18 protein-coding genes and 1 pseudogene are annotated in these 15580 nt (G+C 63.8%); 9 read left to right on the forward strand and 10 right to left on the reverse strand.

Annotated features, from left to right (window positions below):
- The first annotated feature begins 7 nt into the window (after positions 1-7).
- Together NKJ55_RS18415 and NKJ55_RS18420 are read left to right on the forward strand one after the other, a co-directional pair.
- Entirely contained in the window at positions 8-1195 is a 1188-nt protein-coding gene (locus NKJ55_RS18415; RefSeq protein ID WP_352451107.1) for an MFS transporter, read from the forward strand.
- A gap of 29 nt (positions 1196-1224) precedes the next feature.
- Positions 1225-1971, forward strand: a complete 747-nt coding sequence (locus NKJ55_RS18420; RefSeq protein ID WP_352451108.1) for an SDR family oxidoreductase — start codon at positions 1225-1227, stop codon at positions 1969-1971.
- Positions 1972-2028: 57 nt separating this feature from the next.
- Here NKJ55_RS18420 and NKJ55_RS18425 read toward each other — a convergent pair whose 3' ends face one another.
- Positions 2029-2556 (reverse strand): gamma carbonic anhydrase family protein, encoded by a 528-nt coding sequence (locus NKJ55_RS18425; protein ID WP_352451109.1) that lies wholly within the window; start codon positions 2554-2556, stop codon positions 2029-2031.
- 18 nt (positions 2557-2574) lie between these two features.
- Positions 2575-2919 carry a DUF6949 family protein gene (locus tag NKJ55_RS18430; RefSeq protein WP_352451110.1) on the reverse strand — a complete coding sequence of 115 codons (345 nt, stop codon included), beginning with the start codon at positions 2917-2919 and terminating at the stop codon, positions 2575-2577.
- A 120-nt stretch (positions 2920-3039) separates the two neighbouring features.
- Here NKJ55_RS18430 and NKJ55_RS18435 point away from each other — a divergent pair, with 120 nt between their 5' ends.
- On the forward strand, positions 3040-3771 hold the full coding sequence (locus tag NKJ55_RS18435) for a hypothetical protein (protein WP_352451111.1): 732 nt from the start codon (positions 3040-3042) through the stop codon (positions 3769-3771).
- 266 nt (positions 3772-4037) lie between these two features.
- Here the strand turns inward: NKJ55_RS18435 and NKJ55_RS18440 are convergent, their stop codons facing one another.
- Together NKJ55_RS18440 and cysE are read right to left on the reverse strand one after the other, a co-directional pair.
- Positions 4038-4241 carry a DUF3126 family protein gene (locus NKJ55_RS18440; protein WP_023674799.1) on the reverse strand — a complete coding sequence of 68 codons (204 nt, stop codon included), beginning with the start codon at positions 4239-4241 and terminating at the stop codon, positions 4038-4040.
- A 211-nt stretch (positions 4242-4452) separates the two neighbouring features.
- A complete protein-coding gene (gene cysE, locus NKJ55_RS18445) occupies positions 4453-5301 on the reverse strand; it encodes a serine O-acetyltransferase (RefSeq protein ID WP_023717455.1) in 849 nt (282 codons plus the stop codon).
- A gap of 159 nt (positions 5302-5460) precedes the next feature.
- On the opposite strand from cysE, the gene NKJ55_RS18450 reads away from it, so the two are divergent.
- A complete protein-coding gene (locus NKJ55_RS18450) occupies positions 5461-6075 on the forward strand; it encodes an HD domain-containing protein (protein ID WP_352451112.1) in 615 nt (204 codons plus the stop codon).
- A gap of 42 nt (positions 6076-6117) precedes the next feature.
- Here NKJ55_RS18450 and NKJ55_RS18455 read toward each other — a convergent pair whose 3' ends face one another.
- From NKJ55_RS18455 to NKJ55_RS18470, 4 genes are all read right to left on the reverse strand, one after another.
- Entirely contained in the window at positions 6118-6489 is a 372-nt protein-coding gene (locus NKJ55_RS18455) for a hypothetical protein (protein ID WP_352451113.1), read from the reverse strand.
- Between the two features lie 137 nt (positions 6490-6626).
- Positions 6627-7394, reverse strand: a complete 768-nt coding sequence (locus NKJ55_RS18460; RefSeq protein ID WP_352451114.1) for an alpha/beta fold hydrolase — start codon at positions 7392-7394, stop codon at positions 6627-6629.
- Positions 7395-7414: 20 nt separating this feature from the next.
- On the reverse strand, positions 7415-7978 hold the full coding sequence (locus NKJ55_RS18465) for a DUF192 domain-containing protein (protein WP_352451115.1): 564 nt from the start codon (positions 7976-7978) through the stop codon (positions 7415-7417).
- Between the two features lie 19 nt (positions 7979-7997).
- Positions 7998-8594, reverse strand: coding sequence for a cold-shock protein (locus NKJ55_RS18470; RefSeq protein WP_502893739.1), 597 nt, complete (start codon positions 8592-8594; stop codon positions 7998-8000).
- A gap of 215 nt (positions 8595-8809) precedes the next feature.
- On the opposite strand from NKJ55_RS18470, the gene gloA reads away from it, so the two are divergent.
- Entirely contained in the window at positions 8810-9250 is a 441-nt protein-coding gene (gloA, locus tag NKJ55_RS18475) for a lactoylglutathione lyase (protein WP_023674793.1), read from the forward strand.
- A 78-nt stretch (positions 9251-9328) separates the two neighbouring features.
- Positions 9329-9622 carry a DUF2218 domain-containing protein gene (locus NKJ55_RS18480; RefSeq protein WP_254817703.1) on the forward strand — a complete coding sequence of 98 codons (294 nt, stop codon included), beginning with the start codon at positions 9329-9331 and terminating at the stop codon, positions 9620-9622.
- 8 nt (positions 9623-9630) lie between these two features.
- On the opposite strand, the gene NKJ55_RS18485 is transcribed toward NKJ55_RS18480, so the two are convergent.
- Together NKJ55_RS18485 and ilvA are read right to left on the reverse strand one after the other, a co-directional pair.
- Positions 9631-10203, reverse strand: coding sequence for a DUF1697 domain-containing protein (locus NKJ55_RS18485; RefSeq protein WP_352451117.1), 573 nt, complete (start codon positions 10201-10203; stop codon positions 9631-9633).
- Positions 10200-11456, reverse strand: coding sequence for a threonine ammonia-lyase IlvA (gene ilvA / locus NKJ55_RS18490; protein ID WP_352451118.1), 1257 nt, complete (start codon positions 11454-11456; stop codon positions 10200-10202). Before ilvA ends, NKJ55_RS18485 begins: the two co-directional genes overlap by 4 nt.
- Positions 11457-11584: 128 nt before the next feature.
- Between ilvA and NKJ55_RS18495 the strand changes: the two genes are divergently transcribed.
- The 3 genes and pseudogenes from NKJ55_RS18495 (at position 11585) to NKJ55_RS18505 (ending at position 15449) form a co-directional block, all read left to right on the forward strand.
- Positions 11585-12979, forward strand: coding sequence for a hypothetical protein (locus tag NKJ55_RS18495; protein ID WP_352451119.1), 1395 nt, complete (start codon positions 11585-11587; stop codon positions 12977-12979).
- A 104-nt stretch (positions 12980-13083) separates the two neighbouring features.
- Positions 13084-14157: an alpha/beta hydrolase gene (locus NKJ55_RS18500; RefSeq protein WP_352451120.1), complete on the forward strand. Its 1074-nt coding sequence runs from the start codon at positions 13084-13086 to the stop codon at positions 14155-14157.
- 138 nt (positions 14158-14295) lie between these two features.
- A pseudogene (locus tag NKJ55_RS18505) lies at positions 14296-15449 on the forward strand (alpha/beta hydrolase).
- Positions 15450-15580 lie beyond the last annotated feature (131 nt).

Raw genomic sequence — 15580 nt, forward strand, 5'->3', positions numbered from 1 at the left:
TGCCCTTATGACCATCGATTTCGTGCTGGACGAGGCCACTGCTGCTGACAGCGGGACGACCCCATGGTCTGCGGTGGTCTGCCTGTCGCTGCTGACCTTCCTTCTGGTCGGACTGGAGTTCCTGCCGGTGAGCCTGCTCACCCCGATCGCTCAGGATCTGGCCGTCTCCGAGGGTCAGGCAGGCCAGGCAATCGCGGTATCCGGATTCTTCGCCGTGGTTACCAGCCTCTTCGGCAACTCGCTGTTGCGAAACGTCGATCGACGGACGGTGGTTCTGGTCTATACGGCAGTGCTGGCCGCATCGAGCCTGGCGGTGGCGCTTGCTCCCAACTTCCTGGTCTTCCTGGCCGGGCGGGCGCTGGTGGGCATCGCGATCGGCGGTTTCTGGTCACTGTCGACGGCCATTCTGGCCCGCCTGGCCGCGGGACCCGACCTGCCCGAGGCCATTGCCTTGCTCCAGGGTGGCACTGCCTTCGCATTGGTGATCGCCGCGCCCGTCGGCAGCTTCCTCGGATCGCTGATCGGATGGCGGGGAACCTTTTTCGTCACTGTCCCCATCGGCCTTGCGGCGCTCGTGTGGCAGTTGGCCGTTCTCCCGAAGATGCCGCCGATAGAGATCGCCTCGGTGTCGAGCATGTTCGGCCTGCTGCGGAATCGCAGATTCGCCATCGGCATGGGCGCGACGGGGCTCGCTTTCATCGGGCAGAACGCGCTCTCGATCTATCTGCGGCCGTTTCTGGAAAACGTGACAGGCCTTGAGGTCAACACCCTCTCACTGGCTCTGTTAGGCGTCGGCCTCGGTGGCCTGGCGGGACTGTCGATTGTCGGCCTCATACTCCGGCGGCACCTCACAGCCGTGCTGATCGGGCTGCCGAGTGCACTCGCGGTCTTCGCTCTACTGCTGATTACCTTTGGACCGTTTGCACGCGCCACGGCCGGCCTCCTGGTTCTTTGGGGAATGTTCGCTACCCCGATCCCGGTGGCGTGGAACACCTGGATGACCACGCTCATCCCTGAAGACCTGGAGGCCGGGGGCGGACTCCAGGTCGCCCTGATCCAGTTCGCGATCGCAGGCGGCGCTATTGCAGGAGGCCTGCTGTTCGACGTGGCCGGCTGGTGGAGCGCCTTCCTTCTCGCCGCGATCCTGCTTACGGGCTCGGCCTTGCTCGCCGCCTCGGCCGGCCCCCGCACCTGAACTCTTCAATTCTTGTCTAGGAGAATCTCATGTCCGGAGGAATCGAGAACAAGGTCGTCGTCATCACCGGTGCCAGCAGTGGCCTCGGTGAAGCGACGGCACGCCATCTTGCCGCACGAGGCGCTTCCGTGGTCCTGGGTGCACGCCGGTCACACCGCATCGGCGCCCTTGTCCAGGAACTGACCGCCGCTGGGCACAAAGCCAAGGCCGTTACTACGGACGTCACCGACGCCGGCCAGGTCCAGAACCTGGTGAACACGGCGGTCCGGGAATTCGGCCGCATCGACGTGATGCTCAACAATGCGGGCCTCATGCCGTTGGCCCCGCTCGAACGGCTCAAGGTCGACGAATGGGACCGGATGATCGACGTCAACATCAAGGGCGTCCTTTACGGCATCGCGGCCGCGCTTCCGTACATGAAGGAGCAGCGATCGGGGCACATTATCAATGTCTCGTCCGTATACGGCCATGTGGTCGACCCGGGTGCGGCGGTCTATTGCGCCACCAAGTTCGCGGTGCGTGCGCTATCCGAGGGTCTGCGGAAAGAGGTGAAACCCTACAATATCCGCACCACGGTGATCTCGCCGGGCGCTGTCAGCACAGAGTTGCTCGAGCATATCAGCGAGAAGGATATCCAGCAGGGGACCAGGGACTTCGTGAGCAAGATCGCCGTGGGGCCAGATACGTTTGCCCGAACGGTCGCCTTCGCGATCAACGAGCCCGACGACGTCGATATCAACGAGATCTTGTTCCGGCCGACCGCCCAGCCGGTTTGACTTGGAAGGGGTTATGCTTCGGTATCTTAAGGCCCGGCTCCGCCATTTCCGGGTCGGCTAGACCTTCTTCAGCCCCGCCCTGAACCGCCTGCCGTTTGCCACATAATGCGCGGCCGAGGCGCGCAGCCTGGCGACTGCGGCCTCGTCGAGCATCCTGACGACGCGCGCGGGTGAGCCGACGATCAGCGAATTGTCGGGGAATTCCTTGCCTTCGGTGACCAGCGCGCCGGCGCCGACCTGCGAGTTGTTGCCGATTTTCGCGCCGTTCAGCACGATGGCGCCCATGCCGATCAGGCTGTTGTCGCCGATCGTGCATCCGTGCAGCAAGGCGCGATGGCCGATCGTGCAGCCTTGGCCGACGGTCAGCGGAAAGCCGGCGTCGGTGTGCATGATTGTGTGCTCCTGCACGTTTGTGTCGGCGCCGATGACGATCGGCTCGTCGTCGCCGCGGACGACGACGCCGAACCAGAAGCCGGCATTGCGGCCAATCCTGATATTGCCGATCAGGGTGGCATCGGGCGCGATCCAGTTGCTGTCGGCGTCCTCGAAGGCGGGCGCTTTTCCGTCAATCGCGTAGATCGGCATTGCTGTCTCCAGATCGTCTCACACCGACAAGCTGCCAGACCCTAGAAGCGAAGCCGCCCAGGACGCAACGGCGATCACCACCATGCCCAGCGCCAGCGCCCAGATGGTCGCCGTACAGCCGCAGGAGATCAGCCCCAGCACCGAGATGCGACGCTCGCGCCAGGCGTCCAGCGCCTCGTTGGCGAACATCAGCGGCCCGGCGCAAGCCGTCGCGGCGAGCGAGCGCAGCATGTGCTTCGACGATACATAGGGCTGGACGAAGGCAAGGCTCCGGCCGGCGATCAGCTCCATCGCCGATCCGGCCAGGCCGCAAGCCGTCAGCCCAGCCATAAAACTGAATATGATTTGTTCGACCGGGCCCATCTTTACCCTCCGTTTACCATGAAATCGCAAAGTCGCCTGCAAAAGCTGCGAAGCAAGAGCCGTGCCGGGCCGAGATGTGCCGCTCAGGCACACCCGATGGGACGGCAAACGAGGGTCGCGATGAAGCAGGCAGCCGCCACAGAGGGCCCGCAACTCAGCGTTGTCGATTCGACGCTGATGAGGCGGGTGTTTTATGCATTCGCGACGCTGGCGCTGCTTTCGGTGGCGATCAGCCTCGGCGGCAAATGGTTCGGCCGCTCGATCGCCATGGCCGGGTACACCGACGAAACCACGGTCCACAAGGTCGTCATCGGCAACAACGTCATCGCCGTGCCGGCCAATGTCATCCGCTTTGCCCAGGCCCGGCGCGACGGCATCGCCTCGCGACTCGACCTCTATCTGCGCTATCCCGAGATGGACGGCTACAGCGAGGCTGCCCGCAACGACTTCAACCACACCGGACCCAGCAAGGACATCGTCTTCCTGTCGTTCGAGCCGCAGATGATGTCGCGCGACATGAGCGGCCGCTTCGCGCCGATCTACAGCGCGCTGATCGCCAGGCCGGGTACGCCCGGCCCTGGCGGCACCACGCTTTACGCCTTCAGCGAAAAATCAGGCTATCTCAACGAAGTGCTGGCGGTCGCCGATCGCCCCGGAAAGGATCCGTTCGTCGCACGCTGCCTGAGCGGCCCGAGCTCGGACGAATCGCTGGCGCCCTGCGAGCGCGACATCCTGGTCGGCGACAATCTCAGCCTTACCTACCGCTTCCCCCGGGAATTCCTGGGCGACTGGCAGGGGCTCGACGCGGCGATTTCTGCCGAAGCAGCGCGTGTGCTGAAGACCGGGCGGTAAGCAACGAAACGAGCCGTTCCGTAGCGATCCTTCGCGCCCCTCTCTGTCCTGCCGGACATCTCCCCCACGAGGGCGGAGATCGGCCGTCATCTTGGCTTTCGCCAAATCTCCAATGTTGCAGTAAGAGTGCAGCGCCGAGGCTGCCAATCTCCCCCCAGGTGGGGGAGATGGCCGGCAGGCCAGAGGGGGGCGCTGTCCCACCGGCGTCCTGCAAGGTTCCGTACCGCCGCAGCACTTGAGGCGTAGCGGCCAGCTAAACTCCCAGCTCAGGCCAGATCGATGTCGAGGATCGCCATCGAGAAATTATAGTCCCCATCGTCCTCGTCCTTGAAGACGATGCCGAGGAACTCGTCGCCGACATAGACCTCGGCCGAATCTTCCTTACGCGGCCGCGCCTTCACTTCGAGTTTAGGGTTCTGGAAGGTGCGCTTGAAATAGGCGTCCAGCTTTCTGATTTCGTCCGGCTTCAACAGTCTTCTCCGATCGTCGCTTGCTAAAGTGCGTCGCGTCTGAAGAGACGATGCGACGCGCTTTAAATCTTGCTTCATGCATGTCGCTATCCCAAAAACCGCTGGGCACTTTGGGCGACATGCATTGGTGAGCGCGCTTCTGGCACGTCGACAATGGCCATGTAAAGGCAAGCCGGCATGGGGGGCAGGAATTCAGCCCCTGCCCGAGCACTCAGATGTCGAAGCTGACGACGTGGTCCATCGTCTGCGATGGCAACAGCTGGTCCATCTGCCGCGAAGGCTGGTCGCAGCCGGTCTCGCCGACGACGCGGGCCGGCACGCCGGCAACCGTCTTGTTGTGCGGTACCGGCGACAGCACCACCGAGCCGGCCGCGATCTTCGAGCAATGGCCGATCTCGATGTTGCCGAGGATCTTGGCGCCGGCGCCGATCAGCACGCCGTAGCGGATCTTGGGATGGCGGTCGCCGCCGGCCTTGCCGGTGCCGCCCAGCGTCACGCCGTGCAGGATCGACACGTCGTCCTCGATCACCGCCGTCTGGCCGACGACGAGGCCGGTGGCGTGGTCGAGGAAGATGCCCTTGCCGATGCGGGCAGCCGGATTGATGTCGGTCTGGAACACCGAGGACGACCGGCTCTGCAAATACAGCGCGAAGTCCTGGCGGCCCTGGTTCCACAGCCAATGCGCCAGCCGGTGCGTCTGGATGGCGTGAAAACCCTTGAAGTAGAGCACCGGCATGATGAAGCGGTCGCAGGCCGGATCACGGTCGTAATAGGCCTGGATATCGACGCGCACCGTCGTCGACCAGTCCTTGTCGTCGGCCGCCATCGCCTTGAACGTCTGGCGGATGAGGTCGGAGCCGATGTCCTGATGGGCGAGGCGCTCGGCCAGCCGGTGAATGACCGCTTCTTCCAGGTTTTCCTGATTGAGGATGGTCGAATAGAGGAACGCCGCCAGCAGCGGATCGCGGTTGACCGCTTCCATCGCTTCGTCGCGGATCGAACGCCAGATCGGATCTACCGGCTGCACCCTGGTGGGACGGGAAATCGTAACGCTGTTCATCTGATGTCTCCGGCCATCCAATGTCTCGGCCATCCAATGTCTCGGTTGGCGGCTTGCCTATTCTCCGGCCGCACCTATAAGCCAGATCATAGCACGGGTGAACTCAATTTTCCTTAGTGCTTCGTGAAATGGATTTGGTTGGCGGAATTTCAAGCAGCCATGGAAAACGCAACCTTGATGGACGAGACCCTGAAGCGCGAGCTTTCCGCGCTCTATGAGGCCGAAGACCGCCACTACCATGACCTTGGCCACATCGAGGCGACGCTGGCGCTGGCCAATGATTACAAGGCGTTGTTGCATGATCCTGAAGCAGTCGAGGCAGCGATCTGGTTTCACGACGCGATCTACGACAGCCGCGCCAAGGACAATGAGGCGAGGAGTGCCGCACTTGCCGAGGAAAAGCTCGCCGGTCGCGCCGATGCACAACGCCTCGGCCACATCGCGGCGATGATCACTGCCACCGCCGGCCACGAATTGCCGCCCCTTGGCGACCAGCATTCGGTTCGCGACGCGGCGCTGTTCCTCGACATGGACCTGGCGATCCTGGGTGCTGCGCCCGACGTGTTCGACGCCTACGAGCAGGCGGTCCGCCGCGAATATCAGTGGGTCGATGAGCCGATGTGGCGGGCCGGCCGTGCCGCAGTGCTAGAGGGCTTCCTCGCGCGTCCGCATATCTTCCACAGCGAGGAATTCCGCCGGCGCTTCGAAACCCAGGCCCGGCATAACATGGCGCGCTCGCTCAGGGCGTTGGGGCACAGCCCGCGCCGATCGTAGCCCGACGCGTCGGCCACTTGCGTCCGGAAGATTTGCCCGAAATCACGTAAACGCGCCTATGGTCGATGCCATGGTCCACAGCATAAACACCCCGGCGGCAAGCGACGCGCCGTTGACCACGATGCCAGCCAGGCCGAGCAAACGATTGTCGTTTGGACGACCCAGCGCCATCAGCCCGAAGACCGCGCCGGTAAGATGCGCCAATGGCCCGACCAGGAAAAATACCGCCATGAAGAAGCCCGTCACACTGTGCTGGATAAGCACGGACGCGTCGCTCGGCATTGCCATCAACGCGGTGATCGCTATCGCGCCTGCCACCAATGCAGCCAGCCCTAGAACAACGGACCATTCGCCGAACCTGCTTTTCGCAACGACGCCCAGCAAAGCGGCGTCGCTTCTTCCCCATTGTGCCATCGTACCCTCTGCCCCTCGTTCAGCGCGTGGCGGGTTTGAACCGATCCACACGTCACGCTTAGTTACCCCGGTATCGTTGCAAAACCGCTAAGAACCCCAGCTTCAGGCCCGATGGCCGCTTTTTGGGGAGCCATCCATCAGAGCGGATGCTCGGCATAAAACTCCAGCACACGCTGCTTGAAGGTCTTGTCGCCGACCGCCAGCATGTGGTCGCGACCTTCGATGTGAAACGCCCTGGCGCTCGGCATCAAGGCGGCGAGCTCATCCGGCGAGCCGCCGATGTCGTCCTTGGTGCCGACGGCGATCAGCGTCGGCTGGGCAATGCGGGCAAGATCGGCCTCGCTCAGCAATTCGCGGGAGGTGGCGATGCAGGCAGCGAGCGCCCGGCGATCGCTGCGGGTCTGATCGGCGAAGGCACGGAACGAGCGGCCGCGCGGATCGCTGGTGCCTGCCGGATCGTCGGCCAGAAGGGCGTCGGCTATCGGATCCCAGTCGCCGACGCCGTCGACCATGCCGATGCCGAGGCCGCCGAAGACCAGCGTCGCCACCTTGTCCGGGTCGGAGAGCGCCAGGAAGGCCGATATGCGCGCGCCCATCGAGTAACCCATGACATGAGCGCGTTCGATGCCGAGATGGTTCAAAAGCGCTGCCGCGTCCGACGCCATTTTTGCCGGCGTGTAGTCGGCTTCGTCATAGCTCTTCGACGACGAGCCATGGCCGCGATTGTCAAAGGCGATGGCACGGTAGCCGGCATCGTTCAGCGTCTTGAACCAGCCGGGCGACACCCAGTTGACGTAGTGGCTCGAGGCAAAGCCGTGGATCATCAGCACCGGATCGCCCTGCCCCGATGCCGGCTGGCGGTCAAGGAAAGCAAGGTCGAAACCGTCATGGGAGAAGAACTGCATCGGCCGAAGATCCTGCCCGTTCAGTCGGAATCGACATTCGGCGCATCGCCCTTGTCGGGCGGCGGCATGGCCGGCCCCGGCGCCGTGCCGATGGCCGGATGGCGCAGCAGGTCGCCGTCCTCAATGCCCTTTTTGGCGGCCGTGCCCGCCTTGAGCTCGAGCACGAAGCGCACCGGTTCGTCCGGCGAGATGATCGCCTCCGACTGCGGCTCGCCTTGCCTGATCGCCCGGATCCGGCCGTCCTGGCCGACGAAGATCAGGTCGAGCGGCATCGGCGTGTTCTTCATCCAGAAACTCACATCCTGCGGCGCGCCGAACACGAACAGCATGCCGTGATTGTCGGCCATGTGGCGGCGGAACATCAGGCCGGCTTCGCGCTCGGCGGGCGTGTCGGCGATTTCCACGGAAAAAGAACGCTCGCCGGCCTTCGTCACCGCGACCAGCGGCGCCGGGTCGACGGGAAGGATCATCGCCTTGCCGTCGGCGGAACTCGGTTGCTGAAAATAGAAGAAGGCGCTTGCGGCGACGATGAGGAAAATCCCGGCGCAGAGCGCGCCCGCCGTCAGCCGGTTCCTGTGAGCCATATGAAATCCTCGGCCGGAACTAATGCGAGACCGGCAAGGTACCCATATCGGGGTGAATTTCGGCAGCCATAAGGCCTTTGTCGCCGCGTCCGAAGCGGACCAGCACCACCTGGCCCGGCCGGAGTTCGGTGATGCCGTAGCGGCGCAGCGTCTCCATGTGGACGAAAATGTCCTCGGTGCCCTCGCCCCGGGTCAGAAAGCCGAACCCCTTGGTGCGGTTGAACCATTTGACCAGCGCCCGTTCGAGGCCGCTTTCCGGCGTCACCGCGACATGGGTGCGCTGCTCCTGCATCTCCGCCGGATGCACCGCCGTGGTGACATCCATCGAGAGCACGCGGAAGGCCTGCAGCCCGCGCTCGCCCTGCTTGACCAGGCAGACGACACGGGCGCCTTCCAGGGCGGTCTGAAAACCGTCCTTTCGAAGGCATGTCACATGGAGGAGGATGTCGCCCGAAGTACCATCATCGGGAAGGATGAAACCGTAGCCCTTGGCCACGTCGAACCATTTGATGGCGCCGGCGATTTCGACGAGATCGGCCGTATCGGCGCTTTCATCCCGCTTCAACGCATCGTTACCGGCCCCGTCCCGCCCCATGAAAGAGGCCTTTTCCCCCATAAGAACGCCCCCTTTTTTCAACAAACACCGCAACTGATTCTTGGTATCAGATTAACACCGCGGCTTCCGGTGTGTGCAAGACCTGACGTGCCTTTTTTCACGGTTCCGTACAGGAATAGCGGATTTGCCGTTTGCCGGCGCCGGCAAGCGTGGCCAATTGCCCTTTGGCCGGGCCGCCCCTATGTTGCGCCGCAACGCAACATAAGGAGGAAATCATGCGCTATCTGCACACCATGGTCCGCGTCGCCGACATCGATGCTTCGCTCGATTTCTACTGCAACAAGCTTGGCCTCAAGGAGGTGCGCCGCCATGAAAACGAGCAAGGCCGCTACACGCTGATCTTCCTCGCCGCCCCCGAAGACGAGCAGAGCGGCATCAGCGAGAAAGCGCCGCTGGTCGAGCTGACCTACAATTGGGACCCGGAAGACTACAAGGGCGGCCGCAATTTCGGCCATCTCGCCTATGAGGTCGACGACATCTACGCCACCTGTCAGCGGCTGATGGACAATGGCGTTACCATCAACCGGCCGCCGCGCGACGGCAACATGGCGTTCGTCAAATCGCCGGACGGCATCTCGATCGAGCTGTTGCAGAAAGGTCCGGCCAAGCCGAAGGCCGAGCCGTGGGCGTCGATGCCGAACACCGGCAGCTGGTAACCGATCACGCCATCTTGAACGGACGCAGGCGGGCCCTGGTTCGGTTTTCGCGTCCGCATTCCCAAGGAGAATTCATTCATGCCGGCCAGCCATGTCGACGTCGCCACCGAACATGCCAGCCGCTATCTGCAGCAGCTGTGCAAACATTGGGCGCACAAGTTTCCCGTCGAATTCGACCCGAACCACGGCACCATCGATCTGACGCTCGGCCGCACGGTTCTCGATGCCGACCCGGCTGCGCTGCACATTGCAGTGACGACCGATGAAGCCGGCTCGCTCGAGCGCCTGGAAACGGTCGTCGCCGAGCACATCAAGCGCTTCGCCTTCCGTGAAGAGCTGGCATTCGACTGGAAACGCGCTCCGGCCGCGTAGACGACCTGTCAACCGCCGGCCTGGGCCATGTCCAGCAGCATCAGCACGGTGCGCCAATTGCGCGCCGTGCCCGGCACCTTCAGAACGCGCGGAATGAGATTGGCAAACACCGATTTGCCGAGCCCGTCAGGCGCATGCAGGTAGAGCACGTCGCCCTTGATCTCGAAGCGTTCGGGCCCGGTGCATTTTTCCGCCAGCCGGGCGACCTCCTCGGCGGTCGGCCGGCGCTCCAGCGCATAGGCATGCAGCTTGGTCGGCTCGCCGGCCACTTCCGGATAGGGATTGTCCGCCGCCAGCCGCTCGAGCCAGCCGAGATCGCGCACCATGATGCGTGAATGGAACCCCCATTTCTTCTCGAATTCCGCTTCGAGCCGCCTGGTCAGCAGCGCTGCATCGCCATCTGGCGACCGGAACACGGCGTTGCCGCTCTGCACATAGGTGGCGACATCGGAGAAGCCGAGCTGCTCGAAAAATGACCTGAGTTCCGCCATCTTGACGATGCGGTTGCCGCCGACATTGATGCCGGAAAACAGCGCGATAAAAACGTTCGCCGGAGCGTTCGGAAGATCGTTGCTGCTCATATGATGAACCCGGCGAGCGTCTCGTTGTCGGTGATGTCCTGGTAATGGACGCTCTCGGCGTCGAAATTCGCCTTGAGCAGGTCGAAATTGCGGCGGTCCTTGGTTTCGATGCCGATCAGCACCGAACCGAAATTGCGCGCCGATTTCTTCAGATATTCGAAGCGGGCGATGTCGTCGTCGGGACCCAGCAATTCGAGGAAATCGCGCAGCGCGCCGGGCCGTTGCGGAAAGCGGATGATGAAGTATTTCTTCAAGCCCTCGAAGCGCAGCGCCCGTTCCTTCACATCCGGCAGCCGCTCGAAATCGAAATTGCCGCCCGACACCACGGCAACGATGGTCTTGCCCCTGATTTCCTTCCTGGAAAAATCTTTGAGCGCATCGATCGCCAGCGCGCCGGCCGGCTCGAGCACGACGCCTTCGACATTGAGCATTTCGATCATGGTCGCGCAGAGCCGGTTTTCCGGGATCAGCCGCACGGTGTCGGCGGCAAACTCCCTGAGGTGGCGCAGCGGCTCGCGGCCGATCTCGGCCACCGCTGCGCCGTCGACGAAATTGTCGACCTTGGCGAGCTTGACCCGCTTTCCGGTGGCGAGGCTCTCGCTCAGGCTCGGGGCACCGGCCGGCTCGCAAAAGACGAAACGTGTTTCTCGCTGCTGGTCGGCGAAATAACGGGTGACGCCGGCGGCCAGGCCGCCGCCGCCGACCGGCAGCATGACGATATCAGCCATGCGCGCACCGGGCATCTGGCCTGATATTTCGTAGGCGACGGTCGCCTGCCCTTCGATGATGTCCTTATGGTCGAACGGCGGCACCATGTGTGCGCCGGCAGTTTCGGTGAATTCGAGTGCGGCGCGGTAGCAGTCGTCGAAGAAATCGCCGACCAGCCTGATCTCGACGAATTCGCCGCCGAACAGCCGCGTCTTGTCGATCTTCTGCTGCGGCGTGGTCACCGGCATGAAGACGACGCCCCTCTTGCCGAAATGGCGGCAGACGAAGGCAAAGCCCTGCGCATGATTGCCGGCCGAGGCGCAGACGAACAGCTCGGCCTGATTGCCGGCGGCGAGCGTCTTGCGGAAGAAGTTGAAGGCGCCGCGGATCTTGTAGGAGCGCACCGGCGTCAGGTCCTCGCGCTTCAGCAGCACCCGCGCGCCGGTCTTCTTCGACAGATAGTCGTTTTCCTGCAGCGGCGTTTCCGGAAAGATCTCGCGGATCGCCGCAGCGGCAGCAGCGACGCGAGAGGAGAAACTGGTCATGGCACGAGCACCCCACAAGCTACGCGAGTTCGGTCCCGCTATTGCATATCCGGCCTCGCGAAGCCATTGTCCGGCCGCCCCGAAGGGGCATTTCCGGAATCAACGTAAGCATTTGGGGGCGTTTGCTCATGCCTGTCGCATCGGTTGCCCAGAAAACCGTGTCGCTGCCGGAGTTCGGCGAGCCGACGGTGATGCCGCTGGTTACGCGCGCCACCTATGAGGCCCGTATCGCGGCGCTGGTCGCACTTGGCCGGTTCGATGTCTTCGTCGTCTATGGCGACCGCGAACATGCGGCCAATGTCGCCTACCTCTGCGGCTACGATCCGCGCTTCGAGGAGACGCTGCTGGTCATCGTTCCCGGTAAGCCGCCGAAACTGCTGGTCGGCAATGAGGGCTGGGGCTATGCCGAGATCTGCGACGGGCCGTACGAGCGCGTGCTCTACCAGACGTTTTCGCTGCCGGCGCAGCCGCGCGACCGCTTGCAAGCGCTGGCCGACATCCTCGTCGATTGCGGCCTGAAAGCCCGCCAGCGCATCGGCGCCATCGGCTGGAAGCCGTTCGGCCCCGGCGATGCGGGCTTTGGCGAAACGACGCTCGACCTGCCGTCCTTCATCGCCGACACGTTGCGCAGCCTTGCCGGCGATAGGGGCACGGTCGTCAACGCGGCGAACCTTTTGATGAACCCTGCCGACGGCCTGCGCGCGATCAACGAGGCCGACCAGCTGGCCGCGTTCGAATTCGCCGCGACCTATTCCTCGCAAGGCCTGCGCAACGTCCTGCAAGGCATCGAACCCGGTATGACCGAATTGCAGGCGGCGCGGCTGATGGGTATCAACGGCCTGCCGCAATGCTGCCACCCGATGCTGTCGGCCGGCAGGCGGGCGGCCTATGGCCTGCCGAGCCCGCGGCTCGAAATCATCAAGCGCGGCGACCCGATCACCATGGCCTATGGCATCCAGGGCTCGCTCAATGCCCGCGCCGGTTTTCTGGTCGAGGACGCGGCCGAGCTTCCGAGGGGCATCCAGGACTATGTCGAGAAGCTGGTCGCGCCCTATTTCTGCGCCGTCGTCGACTGGTACGAGACGGTCGGCATCGGCGTTCCCGGCGGCGCGTTGTGGCAAGCTGTGCACGAGCGCATCGGCGATCGGTTCTTCGGCGTAGCGCTCAACCCCGGCCATCTCATCCATATCGACGAATGGATGCATTCGCCGGTATTTTCCGGCTCCGACATCAGATTGAAATCGGGCATGGCCTTGCAGGTCGACATCATCCCGGCGACCGGCACCGATTATTTCACCACAAACATCGAGGACGGCATCGCGCTGGCCGACGAGGCGCTGCGCGAAGAGATCGCGGCGCGCTTTCCCGAGGCCTGGCGCCGCATCGAGGCGCGCCGCGCCTTCATGACCGGCGTGCTCGGCATAAGGCTGAAGCCGGAAGTGCTGCCGTTTTCCAACATTCCGGCGTTCCTGCCGCCGTTCTGGCTTTCGCGCAACAGTGCGATGGCAGTCGCGGGGCGCTGAGCGCATTTCGGGCGCCTGCGACTTACTTCTGCCGCACTTCGCCTGTCCGGGAGGTGCGGCGGAGGTGGATGGGCCTTTGGTCAGGCTGGAGTGGAATTGCTTAAGTGCCCTTGAAGACGATTTGCATCATTGTCCTTGCCGCGCTGCTCGCCGGCTGCGGCGGCCGCCAAACCGAGGAACTGCTCGGCAGCGCCATGATGGCAGTGCCGGTGACGGAAATCGCCGGCAATCACTCGATCTTCATCGCCACGACGCGCAAGCGCTCCGACGATCCCAACAAGGTCTTCGACGGCGAGCGTTCGGCGACGCTGAACTATGCCCGCGTCAACGTCACCGTCCCCGGCATCCACAAGACAGGCCAGATCGAGCGGCGCTCACGCGGCAAGTCGGACGATCCGGCCAAATACTTCATGGCTTCCGAGGTCGTCGGCTACGACACCCAGCCGAAATTCTCCAGCGCCCTCAGCGCCGACATCGCGGCGCGCGGCGGCCGTGTCATGGTCTTCGTCCACGGCTACAACACCGGCTTCGACGACGCGGTCTACCGCGTCACCCAGATCACCCATGATTCCGGCTATCCGGGCACGCCGGTGCTGTTTTCCTGGGCGTCGGGCGCCAAGACCACCGACTACGTCTACGACAAGGAAAGCGCCAGCGTTGCCCGCGACCAGCTGGAAGTGACGCTGAGAATGCTGGCGCAGACCGGCGCACGGCGCATCGACATCGTCGCCCATTCGCTGGGGACCTGGGTTACCATGGAGGCGTTGCGCCAGCTCGCCATCACCGGCGACCGTGATCTGGGCGGCAAGCTCGGCGACGTCGTGCTGGCCTCGCCCGACATCGACGTCGACGTGTTCAAGAGCCAGATGCGCCGCTACGGCAAGCCGGACAAGCCGTTCATCCTGCTGCTCTCCGACGACGACCGGGCGCTGCGGCTCTCCGGCCTGATCGCCGGTGCGCGGCCGCGCGTCGGCGACTACAAGAACGCCGCCGACCTCGCCAGCTATGGCGTGTCGGTCGTCGATCTCTCCAGCGTCAAGGGAACCGACCGCTTCAACCACACCAAATTCGCCGATAATCCGGAATTGGTGCAGTTGATCGGCCAGAAGCTGCGCGAGGATGACGGGTTTGCCAGCGACCGCGAAGTGACAGACCGCATCGCCTCGGTCGGACAATAACTGCATTGCGCGGCAGTGACTGTTGACCATTGCCGCACCATCGGAACAGTTTGAACTGGACCGTGCCGGCCTCTGCCTCTATCGAATAGGCCAAGACGTCTCCGGCTCGACGTCGCCTTTGCGGGAGCCCGCGTGATCGTGCCTTCGAAGATCTTTCTCGTCGTTGCGTTCGCGCTCGCGGTTACCGGCTGCGCCGGCCAGAACACGCACGATCTGCTCAACAAGACGACGATCATCGTGCCTGCTTCGGACATTGCGGCGACGCACAAGATCTTCGTCGCCACAACCCGGCAAAAGGCAATGAAAGAGCCCCGGCAGGTGTTCGACGGCGACCGTTCGCCGACCACCAGCTTTGCCAGCGTCGAGGTGACGGTGCCCAAAATCCACCAGCTCGGCGCCATCGAGCGGGTCAAGGGCTCGGTCAACAGCAATCCGGCGAAGGATTTCACGGCGACCGGCGTCACCTTCTACGAAGGCGCGCCGCAATTCGCCAAGGCGGTTGGCGCCGACATCGCGATGCGCGGCGACCGCGCGCTGGTTTTCGTGCACGGCTTCAACAACGGCTTCGATGACGGTATCTACCGGCTGACGCAGATCGCGCACGACACGAAATACCCCGGCACGCCGGTGCTGTTTTCGTGGGCGTCGAGCGGCAAGACGACCGGCTACATCTACGACAAGGAAAGCGCCAATGCGGCGCGCGACGATCTCGAAGCGACGCTGCGCATGCTCGCCAAGAGCCGCGCCAAGAGCATCGACATCATTGGCCATTCGATGGGGACCTGGGTGACCATGGAAGCGTTGCGCCAGCTTGCCATCACCGGCGACCGCGACCTCGGCGGCAAGCTCGGCTACGTCATCCTGGCCTCACCCGATATCGACGTCGACGTGTTCAAGAAGCAGATGATCCGCTACGGCAAGCCAGACAAGCCGTTCGCCGTGCTACTGTCGGGCGACGACCGGGCGCTCAGGCTGTCGACCCTGATCTCCGGCGACAAGCCACGCGTCGGCGACTATGGCGACGCGGCCGACCTCGCCATGGCGTCTCGGTGGTCGACCTGACCAAAACCAAGGGCGGCGACCGGCTGAACCACGCCAAATTCGCCGACAACCCGTTCCTGGTGCAGCTGCTCGGCGACCGCCTGCGCGCCCCGGCCGGCCTCGCCTCCGAAGAGACCGCGCCGGCCCAGCTCGACAATCTCGGCCAGGGTCTCGGCAAGGCCGTCGGCTCGGTCGCCGAAATCGTCATCACCACGCCGTTCAAAGTGCTGACCATCGCCACCGGCGGGTGAGCCGACCTCTGCTGCCAATCACGCAGGTGATTGGCAGCTGTCAACAAAAACGCTCTGCAGCGATCCTTCGCGCCCCCTCTGTCCGGGGGGGGCGCAGCCCCCGGGGGGGTGGGGGCGGGGCGGGGGGGGGG

This window comes from Mesorhizobium sp. M0106, assembly GCF_040322715.1.
In the GTDB taxonomy this organism is placed as follows: domain Bacteria; phylum Pseudomonadota; class Alphaproteobacteria; order Rhizobiales; family Rhizobiaceae; genus Mesorhizobium.